Raw genomic sequence first — 25,929 nt, forward strand, 5'->3', positions numbered from 1 at the left:
ATTATTGATTTACTCAATAATGTGGATATTTTTGTATTAATAATTATAAAGGATAAGTCTAACCAATACAGGAACGTACTTTATCTTGTGGAATATCTTTAATTTCATGGAATTTTTCATGGACCATATCTAATATTTCTTCACCTGCAAATATACCAGATGCCTTTGTAATATATGCAGTATCTTTAAGTTTTTTCACGGGAAGATTTTTTAGTAATTCACCATGAGAGGGTACTATTCCATAGTTTGAACCCTCAATCATAGGATAGTCTAGTAGAGAATCACCAGCAGCTATAAATGCATTTATATTTTCTAGCTTCATTATATACTTTATAGGATCATATTTATTTATACAACTCGGAACTATATATACCTTTTTACCTTGCTTAGATAGGCTATAATTATGTTTTGAGCAAAAGATGCGTAATACTTCGAAATAATCTATTGCTATTTTTCCCTTTAAAAAGGTATTAGCTAATTTTTCTTCATCCATAATGGAGTATATAAACAAATCTTCACATGTTTTATAGGATTTTACGAAGTCACTTTCTAAAAAGAAACTACATAATTTAATCATTGTATCAATAGATACAACACCATTGATTTTTGCAGAACTTATATCTGACCAAGCTTTAAGTTCTTTACCATTCTTAAGTATTATACCTCCATTAGCTACCACTGCGTATTTAGGTCTTATTACATCATAAAAGTACTCCATTCTCATATATTGTGCTGCAGAGCGGGTGGTGACAGGTATAAAAAGCATAGACTCATTTATATGCTCTAGTTTATCCTGCATAGATTTAGTAATGAAACTACTGTTACAATTATTATAAAAATCCACAGGAACAAGTTTTTCTTTATTAATTAGGGTGCAGTGCCTTGAAGAATATATAAGTGTGCTATCAAGGTCCGAGGCAAATATCATATAGTCACATCCTTTGATTACTTTTTATATATCTACTTTTTCTTTAGATTTAATAATGCCACAGCAAGAATAGCACATATCATTATATATTTCTACAGGGATATGCTTTTCCTCTGCTAACTTATATATATGCAATAAATTAGGGTTATCAAAAGAATCTACTAGTATTTTCCAAGGGATTCTCCTTAAAAGTACCCTTGTGGCTTCTCCAATTCCCGGTTTTATAAGATTAATATTATCAATGTGAAACTTATGTTTAATACTTTCAATATCGCGAAGTCCCTTGCAGTTTAAAAAATTACCATCAAACTCAATATCCGTAGCAACTTCGGAAGTATTTGGCGAATCTAAAAGCTCAGATATATAATTTTCATCTATGTCATTAAAACAGTTAGATATTTCATCAATAAAGAAATTAGAAACATCCACGGGCAATAATTCACTATAGAACTTGGTACCGTGGAAATCATCACTGGAAATATATTTATCATTTAGCACAGTCCTACTTACAAGCCCTGAAACTGTAGAATTAAGACAAGCACTTGGAATTAAAAAATCCTCTCTTGTACCATAAATAAGTGTGCAGTGAGCGGGATCAGATAGTACTGCCAGGTTTGAATTAAGGGTTATATTAAATTGTTCATAAAGATCTTTGCAAGCTTTTGTTAAGGTATGTTGAATAACACCTTTGCCTGTCCACCCATCAATGAATTGTATTTCCTCAGGCGAATGATTTTTTAATATATGGGCAAGGGCATTTTTGTCTATGCCTTTATCACGTATTATGGAAATGCTGTAATGAGGAATAGTTATATCATATTTAAACTTAAGGTATCTTTTAATTAATATGCCTATAGGGGTACCAGCTCTAGCAAGGGAAACTAAAACAATGTTTTTACCTCGTGCTTCTATAATTTTCTCGCTTAATATAGAAACTAGAGAGGCTAGTTTGATTTTTGAACTTTGTAGAGTGCTATAGAAAATATCCATGTATTCTTTTGAGGGAGTATATTCTATTGGTAACATCTCGGAATAATGAATTCCACTTTGAATAGCATTTTCTCTAAATTCATTATCTTGTTCTACTATAAGATTTGATATGTCTTTAAGAAGAAAAACAACATCGTCCGCGGAGTAGCTTCCTGAAAAAATACATTGATTCATTTAAATACACCTCTTTTATATATTATTTGTGAAAATTAAAAGCTATTAGCCTTTCCAGCATACGAAGATAATAGATTTAACATGAAAATGTGAAAAAAGTCTATTGAGTTCTTCTTTTTTCTCTTTGAGTAGTGGCTTTTCAGAAAAGAAGAATACCTGATTATAAAAATTATCAGGAATATTATAAAGGTAGTTAGTTATAGTGTCATCTTCCGGACTTTGAAAAGCAACTTTATTTTTATTTCCATAACAATCTATGTTTCTAGCGTGAACAGGGCTTCTTGTAGTGGAATGAAAAAATACATTATCACCAAGCTTTGAGCTTATACTACAAGGTAAGTATATAAACTCTCCAGTTCCTATACAAAGACAGTTACCAGTAGTTCTTTCTTTTTTTAGTATTTCAGATATTGATTTAATTTCTTCAAAAACTTTGGAATTATCTTTTGAACTGAGTCCAAATCTACCTGTAGCTTTGTTAAAGCCCTCAATGCTATCAGCTATTTCAAAAACATGCTCTTTAGAGGGAATTAATTTAGTAGAGCTAGAAGACTGTGTTATAGCGTCACTAACAATATTTTTTGATTTACTGCACTGGATATCCCCTTTTACTAGGGAACATACTCTAACATTTATATTTTTTTCGTCTTCAAACATTTTATAGCTAATAGCATCTCTCCAGTCTAGTATGGACAATATTCCAAAAGATTTCCCGGGAAGACATTTTATTAAATTTAATGCAGATTTACCTGTAGTAAGCTCATCATCTATTAAAACTATATCTTCAAAATCATTAAAAAAGTCCTGCTTATAAGGGAAAAGTGAATGTTCCACTGCGTGAGAATGTTCTTCGTTAAAAAATAGTGCGGGCTCTATAGAAGTTATTTTTTCACGTGTAGTGTGTATATAAGAAGCATTTGAAAAATTTTGAAACACTGCTTGAGCAAGACCTGTAGCAGTTTCTGCAAAACCTATAAAAAGAGTTTTGTTTGCAAGTTTTATAGGTGTATTTAAAATATCATTTGAATTGCTTAGGTTAACAGAGATATTATGATTTCTCATTGTTTTTTCTTCACTTTTCAAATTTAAATCCATCATGCTCCGAGATGCATCTAAGGATATAAGTGTATGGACTAATTCAGTAGTAGGATAATGATATGAGCTCTCTCTTTCATTAATCCATAAGCGCGCCAAGATGCCTCCTATAATTTTTAGTGTGCCTGGAATCATTGGCATATGTTTACCTATAACCTTACTTACAAACAAGAAATCTCTCTTTTTATTTTCTCTAGCTGACATAGTAAAAAGCTTTGAAAGGGGGATGTTGCATTTGTTTTCATTAATATTAAGTGATATTTTAAGTCTATTATCTATGTTGTACTGAATTGATCCGTTGTAATAATTCTCTGTGAGATTTTCCATCTTCATACACCCCCATTATTTTAGCTTTTAATAATATTTCTTTAGCCCATTTTTCATGGGGTTTTACTTCATTCATTTTATTTGCGTAGTTGCTCTTAATTACACCATCCAGGGATGAATTAATAATATTAGTTGCATCTATGTAGTTTTCTTTAGAAACCACCATAAGAGAATTCACAACATTTACTTGGGTTGGGTGTATAACGGTTTTACCTACTAATCCATTAGTTCGATCTAAAAGAGTTTCTTTAATAAGAATATTGTTATTAAAATCTAAAATTTTACTATAATATTCGTAAACAACCCCAGAGATTACATAGTTATCCCTTTTAAAGACATTGATTATATCACTGATACAATCCTTTACTACAGCGAGGTCGTATACGGTAAAATCTTTGCCACGTCTAAGACTGTATAATCCGGAAAAATCTGTTCCGCCAATTCGAATGTTTAAAACATATTCACTATAGTAATCTATTATTTGCTTTACACGAAGAAGTTCCTCTATCCTAGTTTCTTTATGAATTATGTGAGGGGTTTCGAGTATTGGCATTCCGTATAGTGTTCTTTTATTAGATTTATTATATTCTTTTAGCAGAGAAAAGTATTTTTCCCCAAGCACCGCGTCAAATTTAGGGAAAATAAAACCACAAAGCCCTATTAAGGAAGATTCATTAAGTAGCTTTTGAAGTTGGCAAACATTTCGAACTCTAATAAAAATAAGAGGAAGGCTGTCCATAAAAGAAGAATCTTCTTTTAAACGAAGTTCTATCCTCATAAATAGGCCAAGAATATTATTTTCAGCTTGTACAACTTCATCTGATGAAACGGAATCTTCAATACAAAGAGTAATAGTGTTAGCCCCCATACTTTTACTAAAAACTATGTCTTTAAATAAATTTTCTCTTGTTCCTGGCATATATAAACATGCACCTAGTGCATAGGACAATTCTTCTCTTTGCGAAAATAACCCGTAAGATGAAGGAGTCTTAAAAAAAATGTCTTGTGAATTATTAATATCATTAAAATATCTCATAATTTTTCTCCATTTATCATAATAAATTAATCAGTAATTCCCAAAGGCCATAAATTACTGATTGTAATACTTCATTATAACATAATTCCTTTCGCAATTACATAATGCACACAAAAATTACTTTATATTCAATTATATTGAAGTTGTGGAGTTATTAAATCATTAACATAATTATGATATAATAAATACATGGAATCTTAAAATGTAAATTAATGAAAATATAGTGTCTATACTTATGAAAATTACAGTTATATTGTAATAATGAAAGGAGGCAACGTGTATGTTTAACTTTAAAAATCATCAAGAACTTACCTGTATCGCAGAGGGCGATGGACACTTTTTTGCAAAATTAGGTGCTATGGTTGCTTATAAGGGAAGTTTTACTTCTGAAAAGGTATTATTAGATACAAATAGTAATCAAAGCTTATTTAAATCTGTTATGAATCTAGCATCTAGAAAGCTTTCAGGAGAAAATATACCTATTATGAAAGTAAATGGTAGCGGTAGTTATTATATGGCAAATAGAGCACAACATGTTAGTATAATTTCACTTGAGCCAGGTCAGAGCATCGGGGTTGAAGGAGAAAATTTACTTGCTTTTACTGAGGGTTGTAAGTACGGAGTTAGGTTTATGGGGTCAGGTGTAATATCTCAAAAAGGCATGTTTACATCAAATTTAACAGCAATTGGAAATAATCCGCAGGTAGCAATAACCACCAATGGAAATCCAATTATTTTAGAAACACCTTGCACCGTGGATCCTGATGCAGTAGTATGTTGGACAGGTCCAGATCCTCATTTCAAGACAGATGTAAATTGGAAAACTTTCCTTGGACAAACCTCAGGTGAATCCTACATGTTAGAATTTAATTCTAGGGGGGAAACAGTAATTATCCAGCCTTTTGAAAGAGCCTCAGGGTTGAATGTTGCAATAGATTAAGGGAGGGATGTTTTTGTGGCTATGATTATTGAAGGTAGTAATAAAAAAATAACGTCTCAAAAGAAACAATATGGGAAATTAACTGTTGAAACCAGCATTAGACCAGAAAATAACTCTGATATAGTAATGGGTGCAAAGCAGCATAAAGTTCAAAATAATGTTCAAAGCGGAAGTAATGAAGGACCTAAAATTACTGCCCAGACTAAAGTGAATGGCAATGCATTGCCACATAAGAACATGGAAAAAAGAAAGCTTGTGGATGCTGGGAAAAGTATTAAGCTGGGAAAAGGACAAAAGCTAAGCATAAATCAAAATGCTAAAAATCTTTCAAAATTAATAGTAACATTAGACTATAATGCAATCGTAAAGGGTCATAATGAGTTTGATTTAGATGTATCAGTATTTATGGTAGATATAAATGATAAAACAGTAGAAAAAGACTTTATTTTTTATGAAAACATGAGGAGTACGTGCGGGGGCATAGTCATTAGTTCGGATCACAATACTTACCTTAAAGATGCTTATAACGAGTGCATCCAGTTGGATTTAAACCTAATACCATCCCACATTCAAAAATTAGCTTTTACTGTTACTATTTATGAAGCTACTGAAAGAAATCAAAACTTTGGACAGTTAACAGAGGGGTATATTAGAATTTTAGCAGGGGACAGTAAACAAGAAATTTTAAACTACAAATTCAATGATGATTTATCTATAGAAACCGCCATGGTAGTAGCTGAGATATACAGATATAAGAGTGAGTGGAAGATTAATTGTATAGGTAGTGGATTTAGAGGAGGCCTGGCCGCACTGTGTGATAATTATGGAATAGAGACGGTTTAGATGATTAAATATAAAATTTCTAGAAAACGTATATTTAATATAGTAAAAAAATAATAGGTAGACTATACATAGAATACTATGTTGTCTACCTATTATTTTAATTTAGATATATTAATAAGTGTCTTCTTTCACATTTCGAAATAACAGTTAAAATTATTTAAATTTAAATATATTAGATAAGAAACTTTTGCCTTTTTCTTTGGTGTATTTTTTTTCATCATTAAAATCAGGTAAGGGTAAATTGAAATTTACTTCTTCTAATCTATGAGTATCATAGAATTTTTCCGAGATTTTTCCTTCTATGTTATTATAAGCAGTAGGAGTCAATATACTAATATCAAGTCCAAATAGGTTTAAGAAGCATAGCATAATGGAATCCTCATCACTAAAAACACTTTCATTATTATCATAAATAAGAAGTTTAGGTATTTTGGAAGGATAATCATACTGCTGAATTAGTTGTAGTATGGTTTTATCAGTATTTAATATAGTCATTAGAATCTTTAATTTGAAGTCCTTATCTATAGCCTTTTTAAGCATATCTGTTTTCATCAAATAATTTATTTTTTCTATTATAATATGTTGGAGAGAAGTTTTCAAATAAGAAAATTTATAGCAGCTATGATTTATTAGTTTTTCACTATCAACAAACCCACTTTTATTAAGTACAAAGGCTAAGGAGTATAAATCGGTTTTAGAGTAAGTGATATTAGTAAAGGGAATCGAAGATATAAATAATGCATTATCTGCGGATTTTAAATGAAAAAAATCCTTCCAATATAATGTTAAATCACTGGGTACACCACTTATTTTTGCGAATAAATTCGGTATATATACAGTGTTATTTTCTACTCTAAATCCTGTGCGAAGACTAGAGGGTTCATTCCATAAAAGTTTAAACTCATGAAATGTAGTTTTAAGGGTTGCTGGCTGTGTTTTATATTCCTCAAATTGCCAAGGTCTATAAAAACCATCTCCATCAGTATAAAGTGAGTTTGATAATTCTCTGGAGGCGGATGAAGCAATTGTTTCCTGGCGTGTAAGCACTTCTTCTTTTGGAAATTCCTTTAAATCTGATTTGTATGGGAGTTCAAAGCACATTGAAAATATATCACTATATTCTGTAAGCTCTAAAACTCTATCACAGCAGGAATTTATATATAATACATCACAGCCTAATTTAGATAAAAAAATTAAAAATAAAATCTCATGCTTTTTAATATCACCATAATATATAATCTTAGGGTTTGAGATTTCCTCAGTGGATGTATTTTGAAAGTGAAAATTTTTCACAAGAGTTGGAACAAATTCATGAACCCAAGAAAGTAATTTCAGGGAAAAATTTTTAACTTTAGATAAGTTTAAATTCTTCTCTTCCTTGCAGTATAAATCTAATATATAGCTAAAACTATTTGCCATAGAAGAATTTAAGGTATTATTATTAGTTGGGAAAACTTTATGTTCCATAAGCAGTGCAGCAATTTTAGTAGTTAGTGAACCGTCAAAAGGATCCACATGCTGCCATATATTTAGACAACTGGTTATTAATTTAGTATTAGGGTGCATAGGTATAGAGTCTATAAATTTTAAATACAGCCCGTCGAACATACTGAGGTTTTTGTCTAACCTAAATAAGTCATTATAATACTCGTCTGCATTTTGATTTATCCCTATATATCTATAAAAATATACTGGTATAAAAGGGACAGAGCCACCTATAAATCCAATTCTTTTATTGACAGGCAAAACTAAATCATTAAATATATTCATACTGCTTTTAAGCAAAGTGTTAATAGAACCTTTAAAGCCTATATCTGAAGGAGGAATTCCATTCTTTAAAGCAGGGTGGTCCATTTTAATATCAGTTTCGCGAAGGTTGCTAGTAGCATCCACAATAGTTGTTTTAGGAGCTACCGCCATAGGTTTCTTAAAGTTAATGCTTGTTTTTAAGTCAAGATCAATTAAAGGCTTAGTTTTAGGTAGCCTTATGAATTTTGAATATATATTTCGTTTGTCAATCTTTGAAAACTCCATATCTGATAGTGAATTAATGTATATCACGTCACAACTTAGCTTAGATAAGAAGATTAAAAAATAAATTTCATGCTTTTTTATTTCGCCATAAAAAAGCACTTTAGGATTTACAATATCTTCCTGTGACCTAGAATTATAATCAGAGTTATGGAATAGTTTTGGAGCAAAGTCCACCATCCATCCTAATAATTTAATAGCAAAATTCTTCATTACAGTTTCTGTACTATTAGGTTCATTTTCTAAATATAAAGCCATGGTTTCATCGAAACTATTTTGGATGTATTCATCGAAATAGTTGTTCTTAAAATCTGGGAATAGACCTTTAGTTTTAAGAATACTAATCAATGTATTTCTTTGCTGTGAATTAGAACTTAAAAGTCCATCCCAGGGTATTTGGTTTATAGATATAGATAAAATTTTCACTGGTATTCCAGAAGTAAAGTTTAAATATAAGCTTCCAAGTGAAGTTAGCTTATCATTTAGTTTATGTAAATTCTCATAATAGAGTTCACTATTTTCACTAATACCAACATATCTATAAAAATAAATAGGTATATTAGGGGATTTGGATTTAATAAATCCCTCCCTCTTATTTACAGGAACAAATATATCTTGAAATAAATTTTGTGATTCTAAGATAGATATACTTATTTGTTTTCTAGTATTAATCAAAGCTTAACCTCCAATCTTATCATTACATCTATGATACACAATGACTATAGATGTAAAAATACAATGTAACCTATATAAAAAATTAATAATAAAATCAATTTTATTTACTACTAGTTTACCATTAATTTTAGTATTAGGTAATAGAATATTGCCATACTATTTTTCTTTTTTCGCTTGCGACTTAAGGAAAGCCCACCAAAACCACTTATAATACATATTTTATCATTTAGTGTATAAAAATACTATAAAACTCTAAGGATAATAAGGAGAATAGTAAAGAAAAATAAACAAAGACTATAAATATAATAAGCTAGAAAGGAAGTAATAAATTGAAAATAAATGAATCAATTGTATGCCCAAAATGTAATAGCAAAAACTTCGAAATAAAGCATGAAGCCACTTACCTCTATACATATAAAATTAATATGGTGAATGCAAATGTAGAAGATGAAGAATCAGAAAATCTTCCCTTTTTATTTGATAACAGAGAACAAACTTGCTTCAAGGAATATATAGAATGTAGTAACTGCGGCAGTAAATATCCTTGTTCCATAGATAAAGAGAACCAAACTATAGATCTCACTATAATGCAAAGGGCAATAAGAGCAGATAATGTAAAAAACCCCGAATTCCTTGGGTAAAAATTCAGTGTGAAGTTTTATATTTATATAGGTAAGTACGTATTATGAAAAGGTTGGAGCAATATATGATTTTTGTTTTACATTAACATAAGTGTTGAAACGTACATATAATAATCACAAGACATTAATTATGTAGGGATGTGAGGTTTATGGTGCATTTCAATAATATCCCAGTATATTCTTACGATATTATAAACACTTATCCACATGATGTTAGTGCTTTTACTGAAGGGCTGGTGTATGAATCTGATTATCTTTATGAAAGCACTGGAAAATATAATGAGTCCACTCTGCGCAAAGTAGATTTACAAACAGGTGAGATTTTGAAATTACACAAATTAGATGAAAATTATTTTGGTGAGGGGATTACACTTTACCATAATAAAATTTTTCAGTTAACATGGCAATCTAAGGTAGGCTTTATTTACGATAAAGAAAGTTTTGCCCTAATCAACAAGTTTTACTATAATACAGAAGGTTGGGGAATTACTCACAATGATGAGCATTTAATTATGAGCGATGGTACAGATGAAATATTTTTCTTGAATCCCCAAAACTTAAAGAAGGTGTATAGCATTAAGGTTCACGATGAATTTAAGCCTATTACAAGGCTTAATGAACTGGAGTTTATTAAGGGGGAAATTTATGCTAATGTATGGAGAAGTGATAAAATTGCTAGAATTTGTCCTCATAGTGGCAAAATAACCGGGTGGATAGATCTTAAAGGTTTGTTAAGTCATAAGGAATATAAAAATGCAGGCACACTTAATGGAATAACCTATGATAGTGAAAAAAATCGATTTTTTGTAACTGGAAAGATGTGGCCTAAAATATTTGAAATAAAGTTAATTTAGGCATAGGTTTATGGAACTAAAAAAATAATTATCACAGTAAGCATAAAAAAACACTGAAAATAATCAATTATTTTCAGTGTTTTTCTAAATCTCATTAAAGTAAAACAATATTTGCTTCCATACAATCACTTATCATTTCATCTGTCCATATTGAAGCTTGAACTTCGCCAATGTGAGCCTTACTAAGAAAATACATACATATTCTAGATTGACCTATTCCACCGCCTATAGTATATGGGAGCTTACCTTCTAGTAGTAGTTTATGGAATTCAAAGGAACTTCTCTCTTCACAACCGGCTACTTTAAGCTGATCTTTTAGTGCTATTTCATCAACTCTTATTCCCATTGAGGAAAGTTCAAAGGCTTTTTCAAGTACTGGATTCCAAAATACTATATCTCCATTAAGTGACCAATCATCATAGTCCGGAGCTCTACCATCGTGCTTTTCACCAGATTTTAATGCACCACCAATTTGCATTATAAATACTGCAAGTCTTTCTTTACAGATAGCATCTTCTCTTTCTTTTGGAGTAAAAGAAGGGTACAAATCCTCAAGTTCTTGAGTGGTTACAAAGAAAATCTCCTCAGGTAAAGATTTTTCTATTTTAGGATATAATGTGTGGACATGATCTTCAGTATCTTTAAAAACACTATAAAGACTAGTTACAATTTCTTTTAATTTATCTAATGTTCTATCTTTTTTAAGAATAACCTTTTCCCAATCCCATTGATCCACATATATTGAGTGAAGGTTATCTAAATCTTCATCACGTCTTATAGCATTCATATCCGTATATAGACCTTCTCCTACTTCAAAGCCATATCTATATAGTGCCATACGTTTCCACTTAGCTAGTGAATTTACAATTTCAATATTTGTACCAGCTAAAGCTTTCATATCAAAGGAAACTACACGTTCAATACCGTTTAGGTTATCATTTATTCCAGTATCAGATTTTACGAAAAGAGGAGCTGAGACTCTTGTAAGAGTTAACTCTTTCGCTATTCTATTTTCAAAATAATCCTTTACTTGTTTAATAGCAATTTCCGTATCTTTGAGTCCAAGAAGTGGTTTGTATCCAACTGGAATTGCAAGTTCTTTTTTGTAAGTTATCATAAATAAAACCTCCTAATAGTTTTGTGATATTTTCTAATGATTAGCATGGCCATGCTATATGTTCTAAAATTGAAACAAAAAACAAAAAACCTTTCATCCTTGTTTCTAGGACGAAAGGTTAGACTTCCGTGGTACCACCTAAATTAGCTTTAAAAGCTCACTCTTAATCAGTACGGAAAATAATTCGATACTGCCCTATATATAACGGTTAGGCTCCGTCCACACCTAATTTCACAAGGATTTCAGCTGGAAACTCAGAGATGTTCTTCAACATAGGCTTCGCATGGAACTCTCACTATAATCCACTCGCTTTAACTACTTCCTATATATACTCTTCTCGTCACAGTCTTTAGAAAAATAACTTACATTTATTCTAACTTGCAAGTTAGAATTTGTCAACATGCAAAATAAATATTTTTATGGCAATTCGTAAAATTGTAAAATCTGATTTAACAGTCTTACTACTACAACCTAATTTTTAATAACTTTTAGAAGGAATATTGACAAGTATATTTACATAAATCATAATAAAAGTACTAATAAATAAATTTTTGTAATGTTTAAGGGGTGCATATATGAAGAAAAAATATATAAATTGGCTTTTGGTTATAGGGTGGATGATAATAATATTTCTATTTTCGAGTCAACCTGGGGAGGTATCAAGCGAAAATAATAAATTTGTTATATATGTATTCAAATTAGTTGGACTGGACTTAAATAGTATACTTGGGACTTTGAGTGATTTTATAGTTAGAAAAGCAGCCCATTTTACTGAATATTTTATCTTGTATATTCTGTTATACAGGGCTATAAATACAAAGAAAAATGGGGACTTTAAAGTGTTTACTTTGAGCCTACTAATGGTGTTTTTGTATGCATGCTCCGATGAGTTCCATCAAGCTTTTGTTCCAGGCAGAGGGCCTGCTTTTAGAGATGTGTTAGTAGATACTTGCGGAGGGCTTACAGCATTCCTGACTATATATATTTGTGTCACATTAAAAAAAAGACCTGCTCCCAAAATAAAGTCCTGACGAATTTAAAATTAAGACTTGCTTCAAAAGCTAATCGGTTTCACACTCGATTAGCTTTTGGAGCTTTTAACCCTTAATGAGTTTCGATTGTATTTTTAATTTCGTGGGAAAACAAGGGAACAGTTAAAAATAAATGTACCCCATATAAAAATTATAGGGGGTACATTTATATTAGCGTTAATTTATTTCCAATAAGAAACATTATCTTGAAGTTGATTGAATATAGATCGAACAGCTTTTGACCAATTTTTATCTTCAGAGTATTTTCGATTAACCCAGGTAAATGCATCTGTATTAGTAGGTTTATTTTTACACAAATTCACTAAGGTTCTTGCAGCAATGCTTGCAGAATCTTGGATACTAGTATTATATCTTTTCCAACTATAGAATACATTAAAGGGATTGTTAGCAATTTTATAGGCATTTTCATCATCTTTGGGCACAAAGGATTGTTCTTGCCCAGCAATTGCAAACATAACAAGTGGATTTAGATTGAAATCTTTGCTCACAGATAATATTGTTGAAAAATAAGGCTCTTCAACTAAAAGAGAGTTCTTGGATTTTAAAAATTCTTTTAAATTTGTTATATTAACATTCTTGTACATTAAATAATCTGGAAGATGAGCATTAACAACTGGATTTTCCTTAGGGATAATATTGATTGAGATAATGCTAGCCTTTTTTGCATAATAGCTTTCAAGAAGATCAGATTCATTTAAAGCATAAAGATCATCTTCATAATTATAGGATTCCATATTTTTTGATGAATTCTTATATAGAGGTTCAATGTAACCACGACTTAATGTAGGAGATTTCTTATCCTTTGGTGGTATGGCCGTGGCATAAGGAAACTTATTTGATAGTGTTGTTTCATAGGTAGGGAGAATAACAATGATTTTGGAATTTTCTTTTTCAAAATCTTTAAAAGTTGTAGGGCTACAGCCTGTATAATTTTTAATAAATACTATGCAAACCACACTATAAATAATTGTAAACAATAGAAGTTTCCAATTAGTAAGATTATTTTTCATACTCATATTTTCACACCTACTTTTATTTTTGTGATATCTCCATGTGGAAACATGAAAATATACAAGTTTATTACAAATATCTCCAAAAAACTAAAAAATATACAATGAGCGTAAAAATCTATAGATGCAAGGATAGGATTTATAGCATTATTTAATTTTTAATAGTGAGATATTTATAAAGGGTAAAGCGTATTGTATGGATACATTTTTTAAAATCCATTAATAGTGATATAATTTATAATATTATATTGTAAATTACAGTTTAAGGAGTGGAAATTATGAAAGTGTCTCAAATAATGACTCCAGGACCTACGGAGGTAAGAGAAAACGTAAGAATGGCCAGAGCTCTAGCTACAACTAATCCAGATTTAGATTTACAGTTTTATGAGTTTTACAAACAAACTTGTGAGAAAATAGGTGGATTTCTAAACACTAATAATCAAGTTAGAATACTGAGTGGTGAGGGGATTTTAGGCCTTGAAGCAGCATGCGCATCATTGACTGAAACTAATGATAGGGTACTCGTAATTGATAACGGAATATTTGGAGAAGGGTTTGCTGATTTTGTCAAGATGTACGGTGGAGAAGTAGTATTTTTTAAAGGGGATAGGAAAAGTAAGATAGATGTAATAGAACTTGAGAAATTTTTAGAAAAAGATCATGATTTTAAATATGCCACTGTAGTGCATTGTGATACTCCTTCAGGGGTTTTGAATGACATTGATAAAATATGCCCATTACTTAAGAGAAAGGGTATACTAACTGTAGTAGATAGTGTAGCTGCCATGGGTGGAGAAGACATAAGGGTAGATGAATGGAAAATAGATATAACACTCGGTGCCTCTCAGAAGTGTGTTTCGGCTCCAGCAGGGCTAACTCTTATAAGTATAAGTGAGGATGCATTTAAACTAATGCAGCAGAGAAAAAGGCCTATAGCTTCTTACTATTGCAATTTGCTTGTATGGAAGGATTATTACGAAAATAAATGGTTTCCATATACACCACCAATAAGTGATATTGTTGGACTAAGGCAAGCTATTGATAATATATTGGAAGATAAAGAGGTAATTCAAAGACATAATTCTATTGGTAAAGCTACAAGAAAAGCTATAATGGAAGCAGGCCTTAATTTATACATTGAAGATGGATATTCTAATACTGTAACAGTTATAGAAATACCTAAAGGCATAGACGATAAAGAATTATTAAAACATATGCATGATGAATTCAATGTATTTATAGCGGGCTCCTTCGGTTATTTACAAGGGAAAGTAATAAGAATAGGGCATATGGGTGAAAATGCGAAAAAGGATAAAATGGCCTATACTCTATTAGCATTACAAAACACATTAAAGGCGCTTGGCTTTCAATGTAAAAAAGACATGGTTCAGGTTTTTTTAAATGAGATATAATATAATGGTTTGCGTTTAAAAGAACATGAGTGGTAACAGTATATGTAGAATAAAGTATAAGTCGGTGAGAAATCATCGACTTTTTTTAATTGCTACATATTATAGAGGAAATAATAATACAGAAATCTAAGTGGAGAAAATTCATGCAATTACAAAGAAATATAAATAAACAAGAATAGATGAAAAATAAAATTAAATGCTACTAGGTGCATATGTCTTAAGAATGATAAAGCATTAATTATAAAGGAATCAAAGTGCTATGTTTATTAAAGTGAGTATACTAGTCCTAGTGTATCAGTACCAAAGAAACTTCATAATTAGTAGTATTATAAAGAAAATTGTATTTAATTGTCGTATTAGAAGGTCTAGCATAAATACCTTGTATGTGTGTATGATAGAATACTCCTTGTCGTCACAAGCGAGTGGCGAAGTACGCTAGATGTTAATTACTATTTGATAAGTTTTCATATGAAAATAAATATTAAAAAGTTATTGACAAAACAAGTGATACCAAGTAGAATAGTAGAAGTCGTCACATGATGACAAATGAAATTGGTCTTTGAAAATTAAACAGAGAAATAGGTAAAATAGCGAAATAATATTTCGTTAGACCAGTTAATTACTTTAGATAAAAAAGTAATATTAGTCGTAAGACTAAAAAGTATGTAATGAGCTTGCTAACCAGCTTAACAGTTGGCGCAGATTATTCATTTCAAATAAAAAGTGTAAACTTTTAAATTGAGAGTTTGATCCTGGCTCAGGACGAACGCTGGCGGCGTGCCTAACACATGCAAGTCGAGCGATGAAACCCTTCGGGGTGGATTAGCGGCGGACGGGTGAGTAACACGTGGGTAACCTGCCTCAAAGAGGGGAATAGCCTCCCGAAAGGGAGATTAATACCGCATAATATGTTTTGATCGCATGATCGAGACATCAAAGGATTTTTCTTCGGAAAATTCCACTTTGAGATGGACCCGCGGCGCATTAGCTAGTTGGTGAGGTAACGGCCCACCAAGGCAACGATGCGTAGCCGACCTGAGAGGGTGATCGGCCACATTGGAACTGAGACACGGTCCAGACTCCTACGGGAGGCAGCAGTGGGGAATATTGCGCAATGGGGGAAACCCTGACGCAGCAACGCCGCGTGAATGATGAAGGCCTTCGGGTTGTAAAGTTCTGTCTTCTGGGACGATAATGACGGTACCAGAGGAGGAAGCCACGGCTAACTACGTGCCAGCAGCCGCGGTAATACGTAGGTGGCAAGCGTTGTCCGGATTTACTGGGCGTAAAGGATGCGTAGGCGGACATTTAAGTCAGATGTGAAATACCCGAGCTTAACTTGGGTGCTGCATTTGAAACTGGGTGTCTAGAGTGCAGGAGAGGTAAGTGGAATTCCTAGTGTAGCGGTGAAATGCGTAGAGATTAGGAAGAACACCAGTGGCGAAGGCGACTTACTGGACTGTAACTGACGCTGAGGCATGAAAGCGTGGGGAGCAAACAGGATTAGATACCCTGGTAGTCCACGCCGTAAACGATGAATACTAGGTGTCGGGGGTCGAACCTCGGTGCCGCAGTTAACACAATAAGTATTCCGCCTGGGGAGTACGATCGCAAGATTAAAACTCAAAGGAATTGACGGGGGCCCGCACAAGCAGCGGAGCATGTGGTTTAATTCGAAGCAACGCGAAGAACCTTACCTAGACTTGACATCCCCTGCATAACCCAGAGATGGGCGAAGTCCTTCGGGACAGGGTGACAGGTGGTGCATGGTTGTCGTCAGCTCGTGTCGTGAGATGTTGGGTTAAGTCCCGCAACGAGCGCAACCCTTATCATTAGTTGCTACCATTAAGTTGAGCACTCTAGTGAGACTGCCCGGGTTAACCGGGAGGAAGGTGGGGATGACGTCAAATCATCATGCCCCTTATGTCTAGGGCTACACACGTGCTACAATGGTGAGTACAAAGAGATGCAAGACCGCAAGGTGGAGCCAAACTCAAAAACTCATCCCAGTTCGGATTGTAGGCTGCAACTCGCCTACATGAAGCCGGAGTTGCTAGTAATCGCGAATCAGCATGTCGCGGTGAATACGTTCCCGGGCCTTGTACACACCGCCCGTCACACCATGAGAGTTGGTAACACCCGAAGTCCGTGAGGTAACCGTAAGGAGCCAGCGGCCGAAGGTGGGATTGATGATTGGGGTGAAGTCGTAACAAGGTAGCCGTAGGAGAACCTGCGGCTGGATCACCTCCTTTCTAGGGAGTAGATGCAAAGACTTCGGTCAATGCAAAACATCTACTGTAATTACTCGTAACCTATTCTCTGTTTAATTTTGAGAGACTAATTTTAGTTAACTCTTCTGAGTTAACTAAAAATTTAATCTTTCTAAAAATGTTCTTTGAAAATTGCACAGTGAAATTAAAGTTGTTTTAATAAGTTAAAACTACGTAAGTAGTTAGATGGATTTAATACAATTTCGCAAAATGAATTAAAACGTTTATGTAAATAGACGAAATTATCTATGCAAATAGATAAAGATAAAGGTTAAGCTACAAAGGGCGCATGGCGAATGCCTTGGCACTAGGAGCCGAAGAAGGACGCGTTAAGCTGCGATAAGCTTTGGGTAGGCGCAAATAGCCTGTGATCCAAAGATTTCCGAATGGGGGAACCCACATAGTAACAACTATGTACTGCATACTGAATAAATAGGTATGCAGAGGTAGACCCGGGGAACTGAAACATCTAAGTACCCGGAGGAAGAGAAAGAAACATCGATTTCCTAAGTAGCGGCGAGCGAAAGGGAAAGAGCCCAAACCTAGGTCTTTGACCTAGGGGTTGAGGATAGATCATAAATACTGCAATTCCTTAATTGAAGATAGCTGGAAAGCTGCTCCGCAGAAGGTAATAGGCCTGTAAATGAAAAGGAAAAACAGTCAGATCTAATCCAGAGTACCACGAGACACGTGAAACCTTGTGGGAAGCAGGGAGGACCACCTCCCAAGGCTAAATACTACCTAGTGACCGATAGTGAAGAAGTACCGTGAGGGAAAGGTGAAAAGAACCCCGGAAGGGGAGTGAAATAGAACCTGAAACCGTGTGCCTACAACCGGTCGGAGCACTTTATATGTGTGACGGCGTGCTTTTTGTAGAACGAGCCAACGAGTTACGATATGTAGCGAGGTTAAGTACTTAAGGTACGGAGCCGAAGGGAAACCAAGTCTGAATAGGGCGTATAGTTGCATGTCGTAGACCCGAAACCGGGTGACCTATCCATGGCCAGGATGAAGCGGAAGTAAAATTCCGTGGAGGTCCGAACCACGTTGGTGTTGAAAAACCATGGGATGAGCTGTGGATAGCGGAGAAATTCCAATCGAACTCGGAGATAGCTGGTTCTCCTCGAAATAGCTTTAGGGCTAGCGTCGATTAATTGAGTAATGGAGGTAGAGCACTGAATGAGCTAGGGGCTGACAACAGTTACTGAACTCTATCAAACTCCGAATGCCATATACTTTTATTTCGGCAGTCAGACTGCGAATGATAAGATCCGTAGTCAAAAGGGAAACAGCCCAGACCATCAGCTAAGGTCCCAAAGTGTAAGTTAAGTGGAAAAGGATGTGGGATTTCTAAGACAACTAGGATGTTGGCTCAGAAGCAGCCACTCATTCAAAGAGTGCGTAATAGCTCACTAGTCAAGAGATCCTGCGCCGAAGATGTCCGGGGCTAAAACTTACCACCGAAGCTATGGGTGTACACTATGTGTACGCGGTAGAGGAGCTTTCTGTACTGGCTGAAGTCATACCGTAAGGAGTGGTGGACGGTACAGAAGTGAGAATGTTGGCATAAGTAGCGAGAGTTAAGTGAGAATCTTAACGGTCGAAAACCTAAGGTTTCCTGAGGAAGGCTCGTCCTCTCAGGGTTAGTCGGGACCTAAGCCGAGGCCGAAAGGCGTAGGTGATGGACAATCGGTTGATATTCCGATACCACCAATGGACGTTATTAGAAATGGGATGACGCAGGAGGATAAGATGTGCACACTATTGGATGTGTGTCTAAGCATTTAGGCGGAGCAAGCAGGCAAATCCGTTTGCTCTTAACGCTGAGATGTGATGGGGAAGGGAATTTATTCCTGAAGTATCTGATTCCACGCTGCCAAGAAAAGTCTCTATCGAGGATATTGGTGCCCGTACCGCAAACCGACACAGGTAGGTGAGGAGAGAATCCTAAGACCATCGGAAGAATTGCTGTTAAGGAACTCGGCAAATTGACCCCGTAACTTCGGGAGAAGGGGTGCCTACGAAAGTAGGTCGCAGAGAATAGGCCCAAGCAACTGTTTAGCAAAAACACAGGTCTCTGCTAAAGCGAAAGCTGATGTATAGGGGCTGACGCCTGCCCGGTGCTGGAAGGTTAAGGGGATTACTTAGCGCAAGCGAAGGTATGAACTTAAGCCCCAGTAAACGGCGGCCGTAACTATAACGGTCCTAAGGTAGCGAAATTCCTTGTCGGGTAAGTTCCGACCCGCACGAATGGCGTAATGATTTGGGCACTGTCTCAACAGCACATCCGGCGAAATTGTAGTGCCAGTGAAGATGCTGGCTACCCGCGATTGGACGGAAAGACCCCGTAGAGCTTTACTGTAGCTTAGCATTGAATTTCGGTATTGTCTGTACAGGATAGGTGGGAGACTGAGAAACATGGGCGTCAGCCTGTGTGGAGTCATCCTTGGGATACCACCCTGACAGTACTGAGGTTCTAACTGGAGGCCATGAATCTGGTCACAGGACATTGTTAGGTGGGCAGTTTGACTGGGGCGGTCGCCTCCAAAAAAGTAACGGAGGCGCTCAAAGGTTCCCTCAGCGCGGTTGGAAATCGCGCGAAGAGTGCAAAGGCAGAAGGGAGCCTGACTGCGACACCTACAAGTGGAGCAGGGACGAAAGTCGGACTTAGTGATCCGGTGGTACCTCGTGGGAGGGCCATCGCTCAACGGATAAAAGCTACCTCGGGGATAACAGGCTGATCTCCCCCAAGAGTCCACATCGACGGGGAGGTTTGGCACCTCGATGTCGGCTCGTCGCATCCTGGGGCTGAAGTAGGTCCCAAGGGTTGGGCTGTTCGCCCATTAAAGCGGCACGCGAGCTGGGTTCAGAACGTCGTGAGACAGTTCGGTCCCTATCCGTCGCGGGCGTAGGAAATTTGAAGGGAGCTGTCCTTAGTACGAGAGGACCGGGATGGACAAACCTCTGGTGCACCAGTTGTCACGCCAGTGGCATCGCTGGGTAGCTATGTTTGGAAGGGATAAACGCTGAAAGCATCTAAGCGTGAAGCCCACCCTGAGATGAGATTTCCCATAACTCGTGCGTAAGCACGGTGTTAGTAAGACTCCTGGAAGAACACCAGGTTGATAGGTTAGAGGTGTAAGCATGGTAACATGTTCAGCTGACTAATACTAATAAGTCGAGGGCTTGACCTTAATATATATAAGCGAAAATTTCACTGTGCAATTTTGAGAGAATATAAATTTTCTCAATCTGGTGATTATGGCATGAAGGTAACACCCGTTCCCATACCGAACACGAAGGTTAAGCTTCAATGCGCTAATGGTACTGCAGGGGCAACCTTGTGGGAGAGTAGGTCGTCGCCAGGTAACAAAAAAACACTAAGTCTAACTTAGTGTTTTTTATTTTGCGTAAATATTAGCATCATGATTTTTGATAACAAGACAAATTTTTCTATTATGCTTTTCAAAATCTCATTCTGGCATATAGCAATAGTATTTTTTACAATGATGCTTTATCATCACATAAAACTTGATAAGAAAGAATTAAATAAATATAAACTACAAAGACTATCCTTATGGAGCAGCTGCATCATTCTATTTATGGGAATATACATTGGATAATAAAGTTACCACTAATAGAAAAAATTCATGAAGCATATAGTGCTATTGCAGATAATAGAGTAGTTTTAAGGGAAGGGTCGGCATCTGTATTTTCATAAAATATTATTAAGGAATATACTGTTACAATATTTGTGCGCAAAGCCCACTCCTTCATGTGTGTGATGGATAGCACTTGCACAACAGTGCAACAAATGATATAAAATTATGAAAACATACACAAATAATATTATAATTGAATCGTGAAAAATAAATATAGAAGAACACAGACCACAGTAAGTTTAATTAATTATCATTTTATATTTTGTCCGAGGTATAGAAGAAAAATATTTTTAATACCTAATGTAGAAGAAAGATTTAACATACGGTCAAATTAATTTGTCAATTATGATAATTGATAGTGAAAGTCTTGGAGAAATTAATTAGTTTTTGCAGTTTTATAAATGAGAGTGTAAAACAAGTTAATGTATCTAAGAACCCCATGCCTTTAGGCGTGGGAGTATCAGATGGGAAGATGGCATCTATATATCTAATGACAATTAAAGACCCCTTCATTGTGTAAGGAGCTTTGTGGTTCTCCTCTATTAATGCATTTGATATGTGAGCGAAACCTTCGATGCACGCCACATGACTTAACTTAATATTGACAATACTTAGCCATGCGTATCGGAATGAGAAATACCGAATTATTTAAACCTATACGTAGGAATAGGGGGATAATCTAGTTAGAGTACATGTGCACTAGAATTACGCTCTTATTTATGTGATAGAATACTCCTTGTCGTCACAAACGAGTGGCGTAGCACGCTAGATGTTAATTACTACTTAATATGTTTTTAGATTAAAATAAATATTAAAAAGTTATTGACAAAACAAGCAATACCTAGTAAAATAGTAGAAGTCGTCACTTGATGACAAAACAAATTGGTCTTTGAAAATTAAACAGAGAAATAGGTAAAATAGCGAAATAATATTTCGTTAGACCAGTTAATTACTTTAGATAAAAAAGTAATTTTAGTCGTAAGACTAAAAAGTATGTAATGAGCTTGCTAACCAGCTTAACAGTTGGCGCAGATTATTCATTTCAAATAAAAAGTGTAAACTTTTAAATTGAGAGTTTGATCCTGGCTCAGGACGAACGCTGGCGGCGTGCCTAACACATGCAAGTCGAGCGATGAAACCCTTCGGGGTGGATTAGCGGCGGACGGGTGAGTAACACGTGGGTAACCTGCCTCAAAGAGGGGAATAGCCTCCCGAAAGGGAGATTAATACCGCATAATATGTTTTGATCGCATGATTGAGACATCAAAGGATTCTCTTTAGAGTTTCCACTTTGAGATGGACCCGCGGCGCATTAGCTAGTTGGTGAGGTAACGGCCCACCAAGGCAACGATGCGTAGCCGACCTGAGAGGGTGATCGGCCACATTGGAACTGAGACACGGTCCAGACTCCTACGGGAGGCAGCAGTGGGGAATATTGCGCAATGGGGGAAACCCTGACGCAGCAACGCCGCGTGAATGATGAAGGCCTTCGGGTTGTAAAGTTCTGTCTTCTGGGACGATAATGACGGTACCAGAGGAGGAAGCCACGGCTAACTACGTGCCAGCAGCCGCGGTAATACGTAGGTGGCAAGCGTTGTCCGGATTTACTGGGCGTAAAGGATGCGTAGGCGGACATTTAAGTCAGATGTGAAATACCCGAGCTTAACTTGGGTGCTGCATTTGAAACTGGGTGTCTAGAGTGCAGGAGAGGTAAGTGGAATTCCTAGTGTAGCGGTGAAATGCGTAGAGATTAGGAAGAACACCAGTGGCGAAGGCGACTTACTGGACTGTAACTGACGCTGAGGCATGAAAGCGTGGGGAGCAAACAGGATTAGATACCCTGGTAGTCCACGCCGTAAACGATGAATACTAGGTGTCGGGGGTCGAACCTCGGTGCCGCAGTTAACACAATAAGTATTCCGCCTGGGGAGTACGATCGCAAGATTAAAACTCAAAGGAATTGACGGGGGCCCGCACAAGCAGCGGAGCATGTGGTTTAATTCGAAGCAACGCGAAGAACCTTACCTAGACTTGACATCCCCTGCATAACCCAGAGATGGGCGAAGTCCTTCGGGACAGGGTGACAGGTGGTGCATGGTTGTCGTCAGCTCGTGTCGTGAGATGTTGGGTTAAGTCCCGCAACGAGCGCAACCCTTATCATTAGTTGCTACCATTAAGTTGAGCACTCTAGTGAGACTGCCCGGGTTAACCGGGAGGAAGGTGGGGATGACGTCAAATCATCATGCCCCTTATGTCTAGGGCTACACACGTGCTACAATGGTGAGTACAAAGAGATGCAAGACCGCAAGGTGGAGCCAAACTCAAAAACTCATCCCAGTTCGGATTGTAGGCTGCAACTCGCCTACATGAAGCCGGAGTTGCTAGTAATCGCGAATCAGCATGTCGCGGTGAATACGTTCCCGGGCCTTGTACACACCGCCCGTCACACCATGAGAGTTGGTAACACCCGAAGTCCGTGAGGTAACCGTAAGGAGCCAGCGGCCGAAGGTGGGATTGATGATTGGGGTGAAGTCGTAACAAGGTAGCCGTAGGAGAACCTGCGGCTGGATCACCTCCTTTCTAGGGAGTAGATGCAAAGACTTCGGTCAATGCAAAACATCTACTGTAATTACTCGTAACCTATTCTCTGTTTAATTTTGAGAGACTAATTTTAGTTAACTCTTTGGAGTTAACTAAAAATTTAATCTTTCTAAAAATGTTCTTTGAAAATTGCACAGTGAAATTAAAGTTGTTTTAATAAGTTAAAACTACGTAAGTAGTTAGATGGATTTAATACAATTTCGCAAAATGAATTAAAACGTTTATGTAAATAGACGAAATTATCTATGCAAATAGATAAAGATAAAGGTTAAGCTACAAAGGGCGCATGGCGAATGCCTTGGCACTAGGAGCCGAAGAAGGACGCGTTAAGCTGCGATAAGCTTTGGGTAGGCGCAAATAGCCTGTGATCCAAAGATTTCCGAATGGGGGAACCCACATAGTAACAACTATGTACTGCATACTGAATAAATAGGTATGCAGAGGTAGACCCGGGGAACTGAAACATCTAAGTACCCGGAGGAAGAGAAAGAAACATCGATTTCCTAAGTAGCGGCGAGCGAAAGGGAAAGAGCCCAAACCTAGGTCTTTGACCTAGGGGTTGAGGATAGATCATAAATACTGCAATTCCTTAATTGAAGATAGCTGGAAAGCTGCTCCGCAGAAGGTAATAGGCCTGTAAATGAAAAGGAAAAACAGTCAGATCTAATCCAGAGTACCACGAGACACGTGAAACCTTGTGGGAAGCAGGGAGGACCACCTCCCAAGGCTAAATACTACCTAGTGACCGATAGTGAAGAAGTACCGTGAGGGAAAGGTGAAAAGAACCCCGGAAGGGGAGTGAAATAGAACCTGAAACCGTGTGCCTACAACCGGTCGGAGCACTTTATATGTGTGACGGCGTGCTTTTTGTAGAACGAGCCAACGAGTTACGATATGTAGCGAGGTTAAGTACTTAAGGTACGGAGCCGAAGGGAAACCAAGTCTGAATAGGGCGTATAGTTGCATGTCGTAGACCCGAAACCGGGTGACCTATCCATGGCCAGGATGAAGCGGAAGTAAAATTCCGTGGAGGTCCGAACCACGTTGGTGTTGAAAAACCATGGGATGAGCTGTGGATAGCGGAGAAATTCCAATCGAACTCGGAGATAGCTGGTTCTCCTCGAAATAGCTTTAGGGCTAGCGTCGATTAATTGAGTAATGGAGGTAGAGCACTGAATGAGCTAGGGGCTGACAACAGTTACTGAACTCTATCAAACTCCGAATGCCATATACTTTTATTTCGGCAGTCAGACTGCGAATGATAAGATCCGTAGTCAAAAGGGAAACAGCCCAGACCATCAGCTAAGGTCCCAAAGTGTAAGTTAAGTGGAAAAGGATGTGGGATTTCTAAGACAACTAGGATGTTGGCTCAGAAGCAGCCACTCATTCAAAGAGTGCGTAATAGCTCACTAGTCAAGAGATCCTGCGCCGAAGATGTCCGGGGCTAAAACTTACCACCGAAGCTATGGGTGTACACTATGTGTACGCGGTAGAGGAGCTTTCTGTACTGGCTGAAGTCATACCGTAAGGAGTGGTGGACGGTACAGAAGTGAGAATGTTGGCATAAGTAGCGAGAGTTAAGTGAGAATCTTAACGGTCGAAAACCTAAGGTTTCCTGAGGAAGGCTCGTCCTCTCAGGGTTAGTCGGGACCTAAGCCGAGGCCGAAAGGCGTAGGTGATGGACAATCGGTTGATATTCCGATACCACCAATGGACGTTATTAGAAATGGGATGACGCAGGAGGATAAGATGTGCACACTATTGGATGTGTGTCTAAGCATTTAGGCGGAGCAAGCAGGCAAATCCGTTTGCTCTTAACGCTGAGATGTGATGGGGAAGGGAATTTATTCCTGAAGTATCTGATTCCACGCTGCCAAGAAAAGTCTCTATCGAGGATATTGGTGCCCGTACCGCAAACCGACACAGGTAGGTGAGGAGAGAATCCTAAGACCATCGGAAGAATTGCTGTTAAGGAACTCGGCAAATTGACCCCGTAACTTCGGGAGAAGGGGTGCCTACGAAAGTAGGTCGCAGAGAATAGGCCCAAGCAACTGTTTAGCAAAAACACAGGTCTCTGCTAAAGCGAAAGCTGATGTATAGGGGCTGACGCCTGCCCGGTGCTGGAAGGTTAAGGGGATTACTTAGCGCAAGCGAAGGTATGAACTTAAGCCCCAGTAAACGGCGGCCGTAACTATAACGGTCCTAAGGTAGCGAAATTCCTTGTCGGGTAAGTTCCGACCCGCACGAATGGCGTAATGATTTGGGCACTGT

At 36.7% G+C, this 25,929-nt stretch carries 14 protein-coding genes, 5 rRNA genes, 1 pseudogene and 1 other annotated feature (1 of these 21 cut by a window edge); of the genes and pseudogenes, 13 read left to right on the forward strand and 7 right to left on the reverse strand.

Features of this window, described 5'->3' with window-relative positions; genetic code table 11:
* Nucleotides 1–58 precede the first annotated feature (58 nt).
* Genes G9F72_RS00605 through G9F72_RS00620 form a run of 4 tightly spaced genes read right to left on the reverse strand, consistent with a single transcriptional unit; the run spans nucleotide 59 to nucleotide 4,550 of the window.
* Entirely contained in the window at nucleotides 59–928 is an 870-nt protein-coding gene (locus tag G9F72_RS00605; protein ID WP_164960014.1) for an HAD hydrolase family protein, read from the reverse strand.
* Between the two features lie 24 nt (nucleotides 929–952).
* Complete coding sequence (locus G9F72_RS00610) at nucleotides 953–2,092, reverse strand: cysteine protease StiP family protein (protein WP_164960015.1); 1,140 nt, start codon at nucleotides 2,090–2,092, stop codon at nucleotides 953–955.
* Between the two features lie 45 nt (nucleotides 2,093–2,137).
* Nucleotides 2,138–3,514 carry a phosphoribosyltransferase family protein gene (locus G9F72_RS00615; RefSeq protein ID WP_164960016.1) on the reverse strand — a complete coding sequence of 459 codons (1,377 nt, stop codon included), beginning with the start codon at nucleotides 3,512–3,514 and terminating at the stop codon, nucleotides 2,138–2,140.
* Nucleotides 3,459–4,550 (reverse strand): HpcH/HpaI aldolase/citrate lyase family protein, encoded by a 1,092-nt coding sequence (locus tag G9F72_RS00620; protein WP_164960017.1) that lies wholly within the window; start codon nucleotides 4,548–4,550, stop codon nucleotides 3,459–3,461. Before G9F72_RS00620 ends, G9F72_RS00615 begins: the two co-directional genes overlap by 56 nt.
* A 280-nt stretch (nucleotides 4,551–4,830) precedes the next feature.
* Here G9F72_RS00620 and G9F72_RS00625 point away from each other — a divergent pair, with 280 nt between their 5' ends.
* Together G9F72_RS00625 and G9F72_RS00630 are read left to right on the forward strand one after the other, a co-directional pair.
* Nucleotides 4,831–5,490, forward strand: coding sequence for an AIM24 family protein (locus tag G9F72_RS00625; protein ID WP_164960018.1), 660 nt, complete (start codon nucleotides 4,831–4,833; stop codon nucleotides 5,488–5,490).
* Nucleotides 5,491–5,511: 21 nt separating this feature from the next.
* Nucleotides 5,512–6,333, forward strand: coding sequence for a TerD family protein (locus G9F72_RS00630; RefSeq protein WP_224676255.1), 822 nt, complete (start codon nucleotides 5,512–5,514; stop codon nucleotides 6,331–6,333).
* Between the two features lie 153 nt (nucleotides 6,334–6,486).
* Here G9F72_RS00630 and G9F72_RS00635 read toward each other — a convergent pair whose 3' ends face one another.
* A complete protein-coding gene (locus tag G9F72_RS00635; protein WP_164960020.1) occupies nucleotides 6,487–9,039 on the reverse strand; it encodes a YceG family protein in 2,553 nt (850 codons plus the stop codon).
* 329 nt (nucleotides 9,040–9,368) lie between these two features.
* On the opposite strand from G9F72_RS00635, the gene G9F72_RS00640 reads away from it, so the two are divergent.
* Both G9F72_RS00640 and G9F72_RS00645 read left to right on the forward strand, forming a co-directional pair.
* On the forward strand, nucleotides 9,369–9,680 hold the full coding sequence (locus G9F72_RS00640) for a hypothetical protein (RefSeq protein ID WP_164960021.1): 312 nt from the start codon (nucleotides 9,369–9,371) through the stop codon (nucleotides 9,678–9,680).
* Nucleotides 9,681–9,829: 149 nt separating this feature from the next.
* Entirely contained in the window at nucleotides 9,830–10,534 is a 705-nt protein-coding gene (locus G9F72_RS00645) for a glutaminyl-peptide cyclotransferase (protein WP_164960022.1), read from the forward strand.
* A 94-nt stretch (nucleotides 10,535–10,628) separates the two neighbouring features.
* Here G9F72_RS00645 and asnA read toward each other — a convergent pair whose 3' ends face one another.
* Complete coding sequence (asnA, locus tag G9F72_RS00650) at nucleotides 10,629–11,651, reverse strand: aspartate--ammonia ligase (RefSeq protein WP_164960023.1); 1,023 nt, start codon at nucleotides 11,649–11,651, stop codon at nucleotides 10,629–10,631.
* A gap of 103 nt (nucleotides 11,652–11,754) precedes the next feature.
* Nucleotides 11,755–12,004: a binding site (T-box leader), on the reverse strand.
* Nucleotides 12,005–12,226: 222 nt separating this feature from the next.
* Here asnA and G9F72_RS00655 point away from each other — a divergent pair.
* Nucleotides 12,227–12,682, forward strand: a complete 456-nt coding sequence (locus tag G9F72_RS00655; protein ID WP_164960024.1) for a VanZ family protein — start codon at nucleotides 12,227–12,229, stop codon at nucleotides 12,680–12,682.
* 182 nt (nucleotides 12,683–12,864) lie between these two features.
* Here the strand turns inward: G9F72_RS00655 and G9F72_RS00660 are convergent, their stop codons facing one another.
* The gene (locus tag G9F72_RS00660; RefSeq protein WP_164960025.1) at nucleotides 12,865–13,719 is read right to left on the reverse strand and encodes a glucosaminidase domain-containing protein; all 855 of its coding nucleotides are present in this window, start codon (nucleotides 13,717–13,719) and stop codon (nucleotides 12,865–12,867) included.
* A gap of 272 nt (nucleotides 13,720–13,991) precedes the next feature.
* Here G9F72_RS00660 and G9F72_RS00665 point away from each other — a divergent pair, with 272 nt between their 5' ends.
* The 8 genes and pseudogenes from G9F72_RS00665 to G9F72_RS00700 all read left to right on the forward strand — a co-directional run.
* A complete protein-coding gene (locus tag G9F72_RS00665) occupies nucleotides 13,992–15,125 on the forward strand; it encodes a pyridoxal-phosphate-dependent aminotransferase family protein (protein ID WP_164960026.1) in 1,134 nt (377 codons plus the stop codon).
* A 734-nt stretch (nucleotides 15,126–15,859) separates the two neighbouring features.
* Nucleotides 15,860–17,377: ribosomal RNA gene (locus G9F72_RS00670) — 16S ribosomal RNA — on the forward strand.
* A gap of 287 nt (nucleotides 17,378–17,664) precedes the next feature.
* Nucleotides 17,665–20,589: ribosomal RNA gene (locus tag G9F72_RS00675) — 23S ribosomal RNA — on the forward strand.
* 57 nt (nucleotides 20,590–20,646) lie between these two features.
* Nucleotides 20,647–20,763: ribosomal RNA gene (gene rrf / locus G9F72_RS00680) — 5S ribosomal RNA — on the forward strand.
* A gap of 209 nt (nucleotides 20,764–20,972) precedes the next feature.
* On the forward strand, nucleotides 20,973–21,116 hold the full coding sequence (locus tag G9F72_RS00685) for a hypothetical protein (RefSeq protein WP_224675910.1): 144 nt from the start codon (nucleotides 20,973–20,975) through the stop codon (nucleotides 21,114–21,116).
* A 141-nt stretch (nucleotides 21,117–21,257) separates the two neighbouring features.
* Nucleotides 21,258–21,374: pseudogene (locus G9F72_RS00690) on the forward strand (IS200/IS605 family transposase); the annotation flags it as partial.
* 747 nt (nucleotides 21,375–22,121) lie between these two features.
* Nucleotides 22,122–23,637, forward strand: a 16S ribosomal RNA gene (locus G9F72_RS00695).
* A 287-nt stretch (nucleotides 23,638–23,924) separates the two neighbouring features.
* Nucleotides 23,925–25,929 (forward strand): 23S ribosomal RNA (locus tag G9F72_RS00700); it runs 920 nt beyond the window's last position.
* The 16S, 23S and 5S rRNA genes sit together here, the layout of an rRNA operon.

This window comes from Clostridium estertheticum (assembly GCF_011065935.2).
In the GTDB taxonomy this organism is placed as follows: Bacteria; Bacillota; Clostridia; order Clostridiales; family Clostridiaceae; genus Clostridium_AD; species Clostridium_AD estertheticum_A.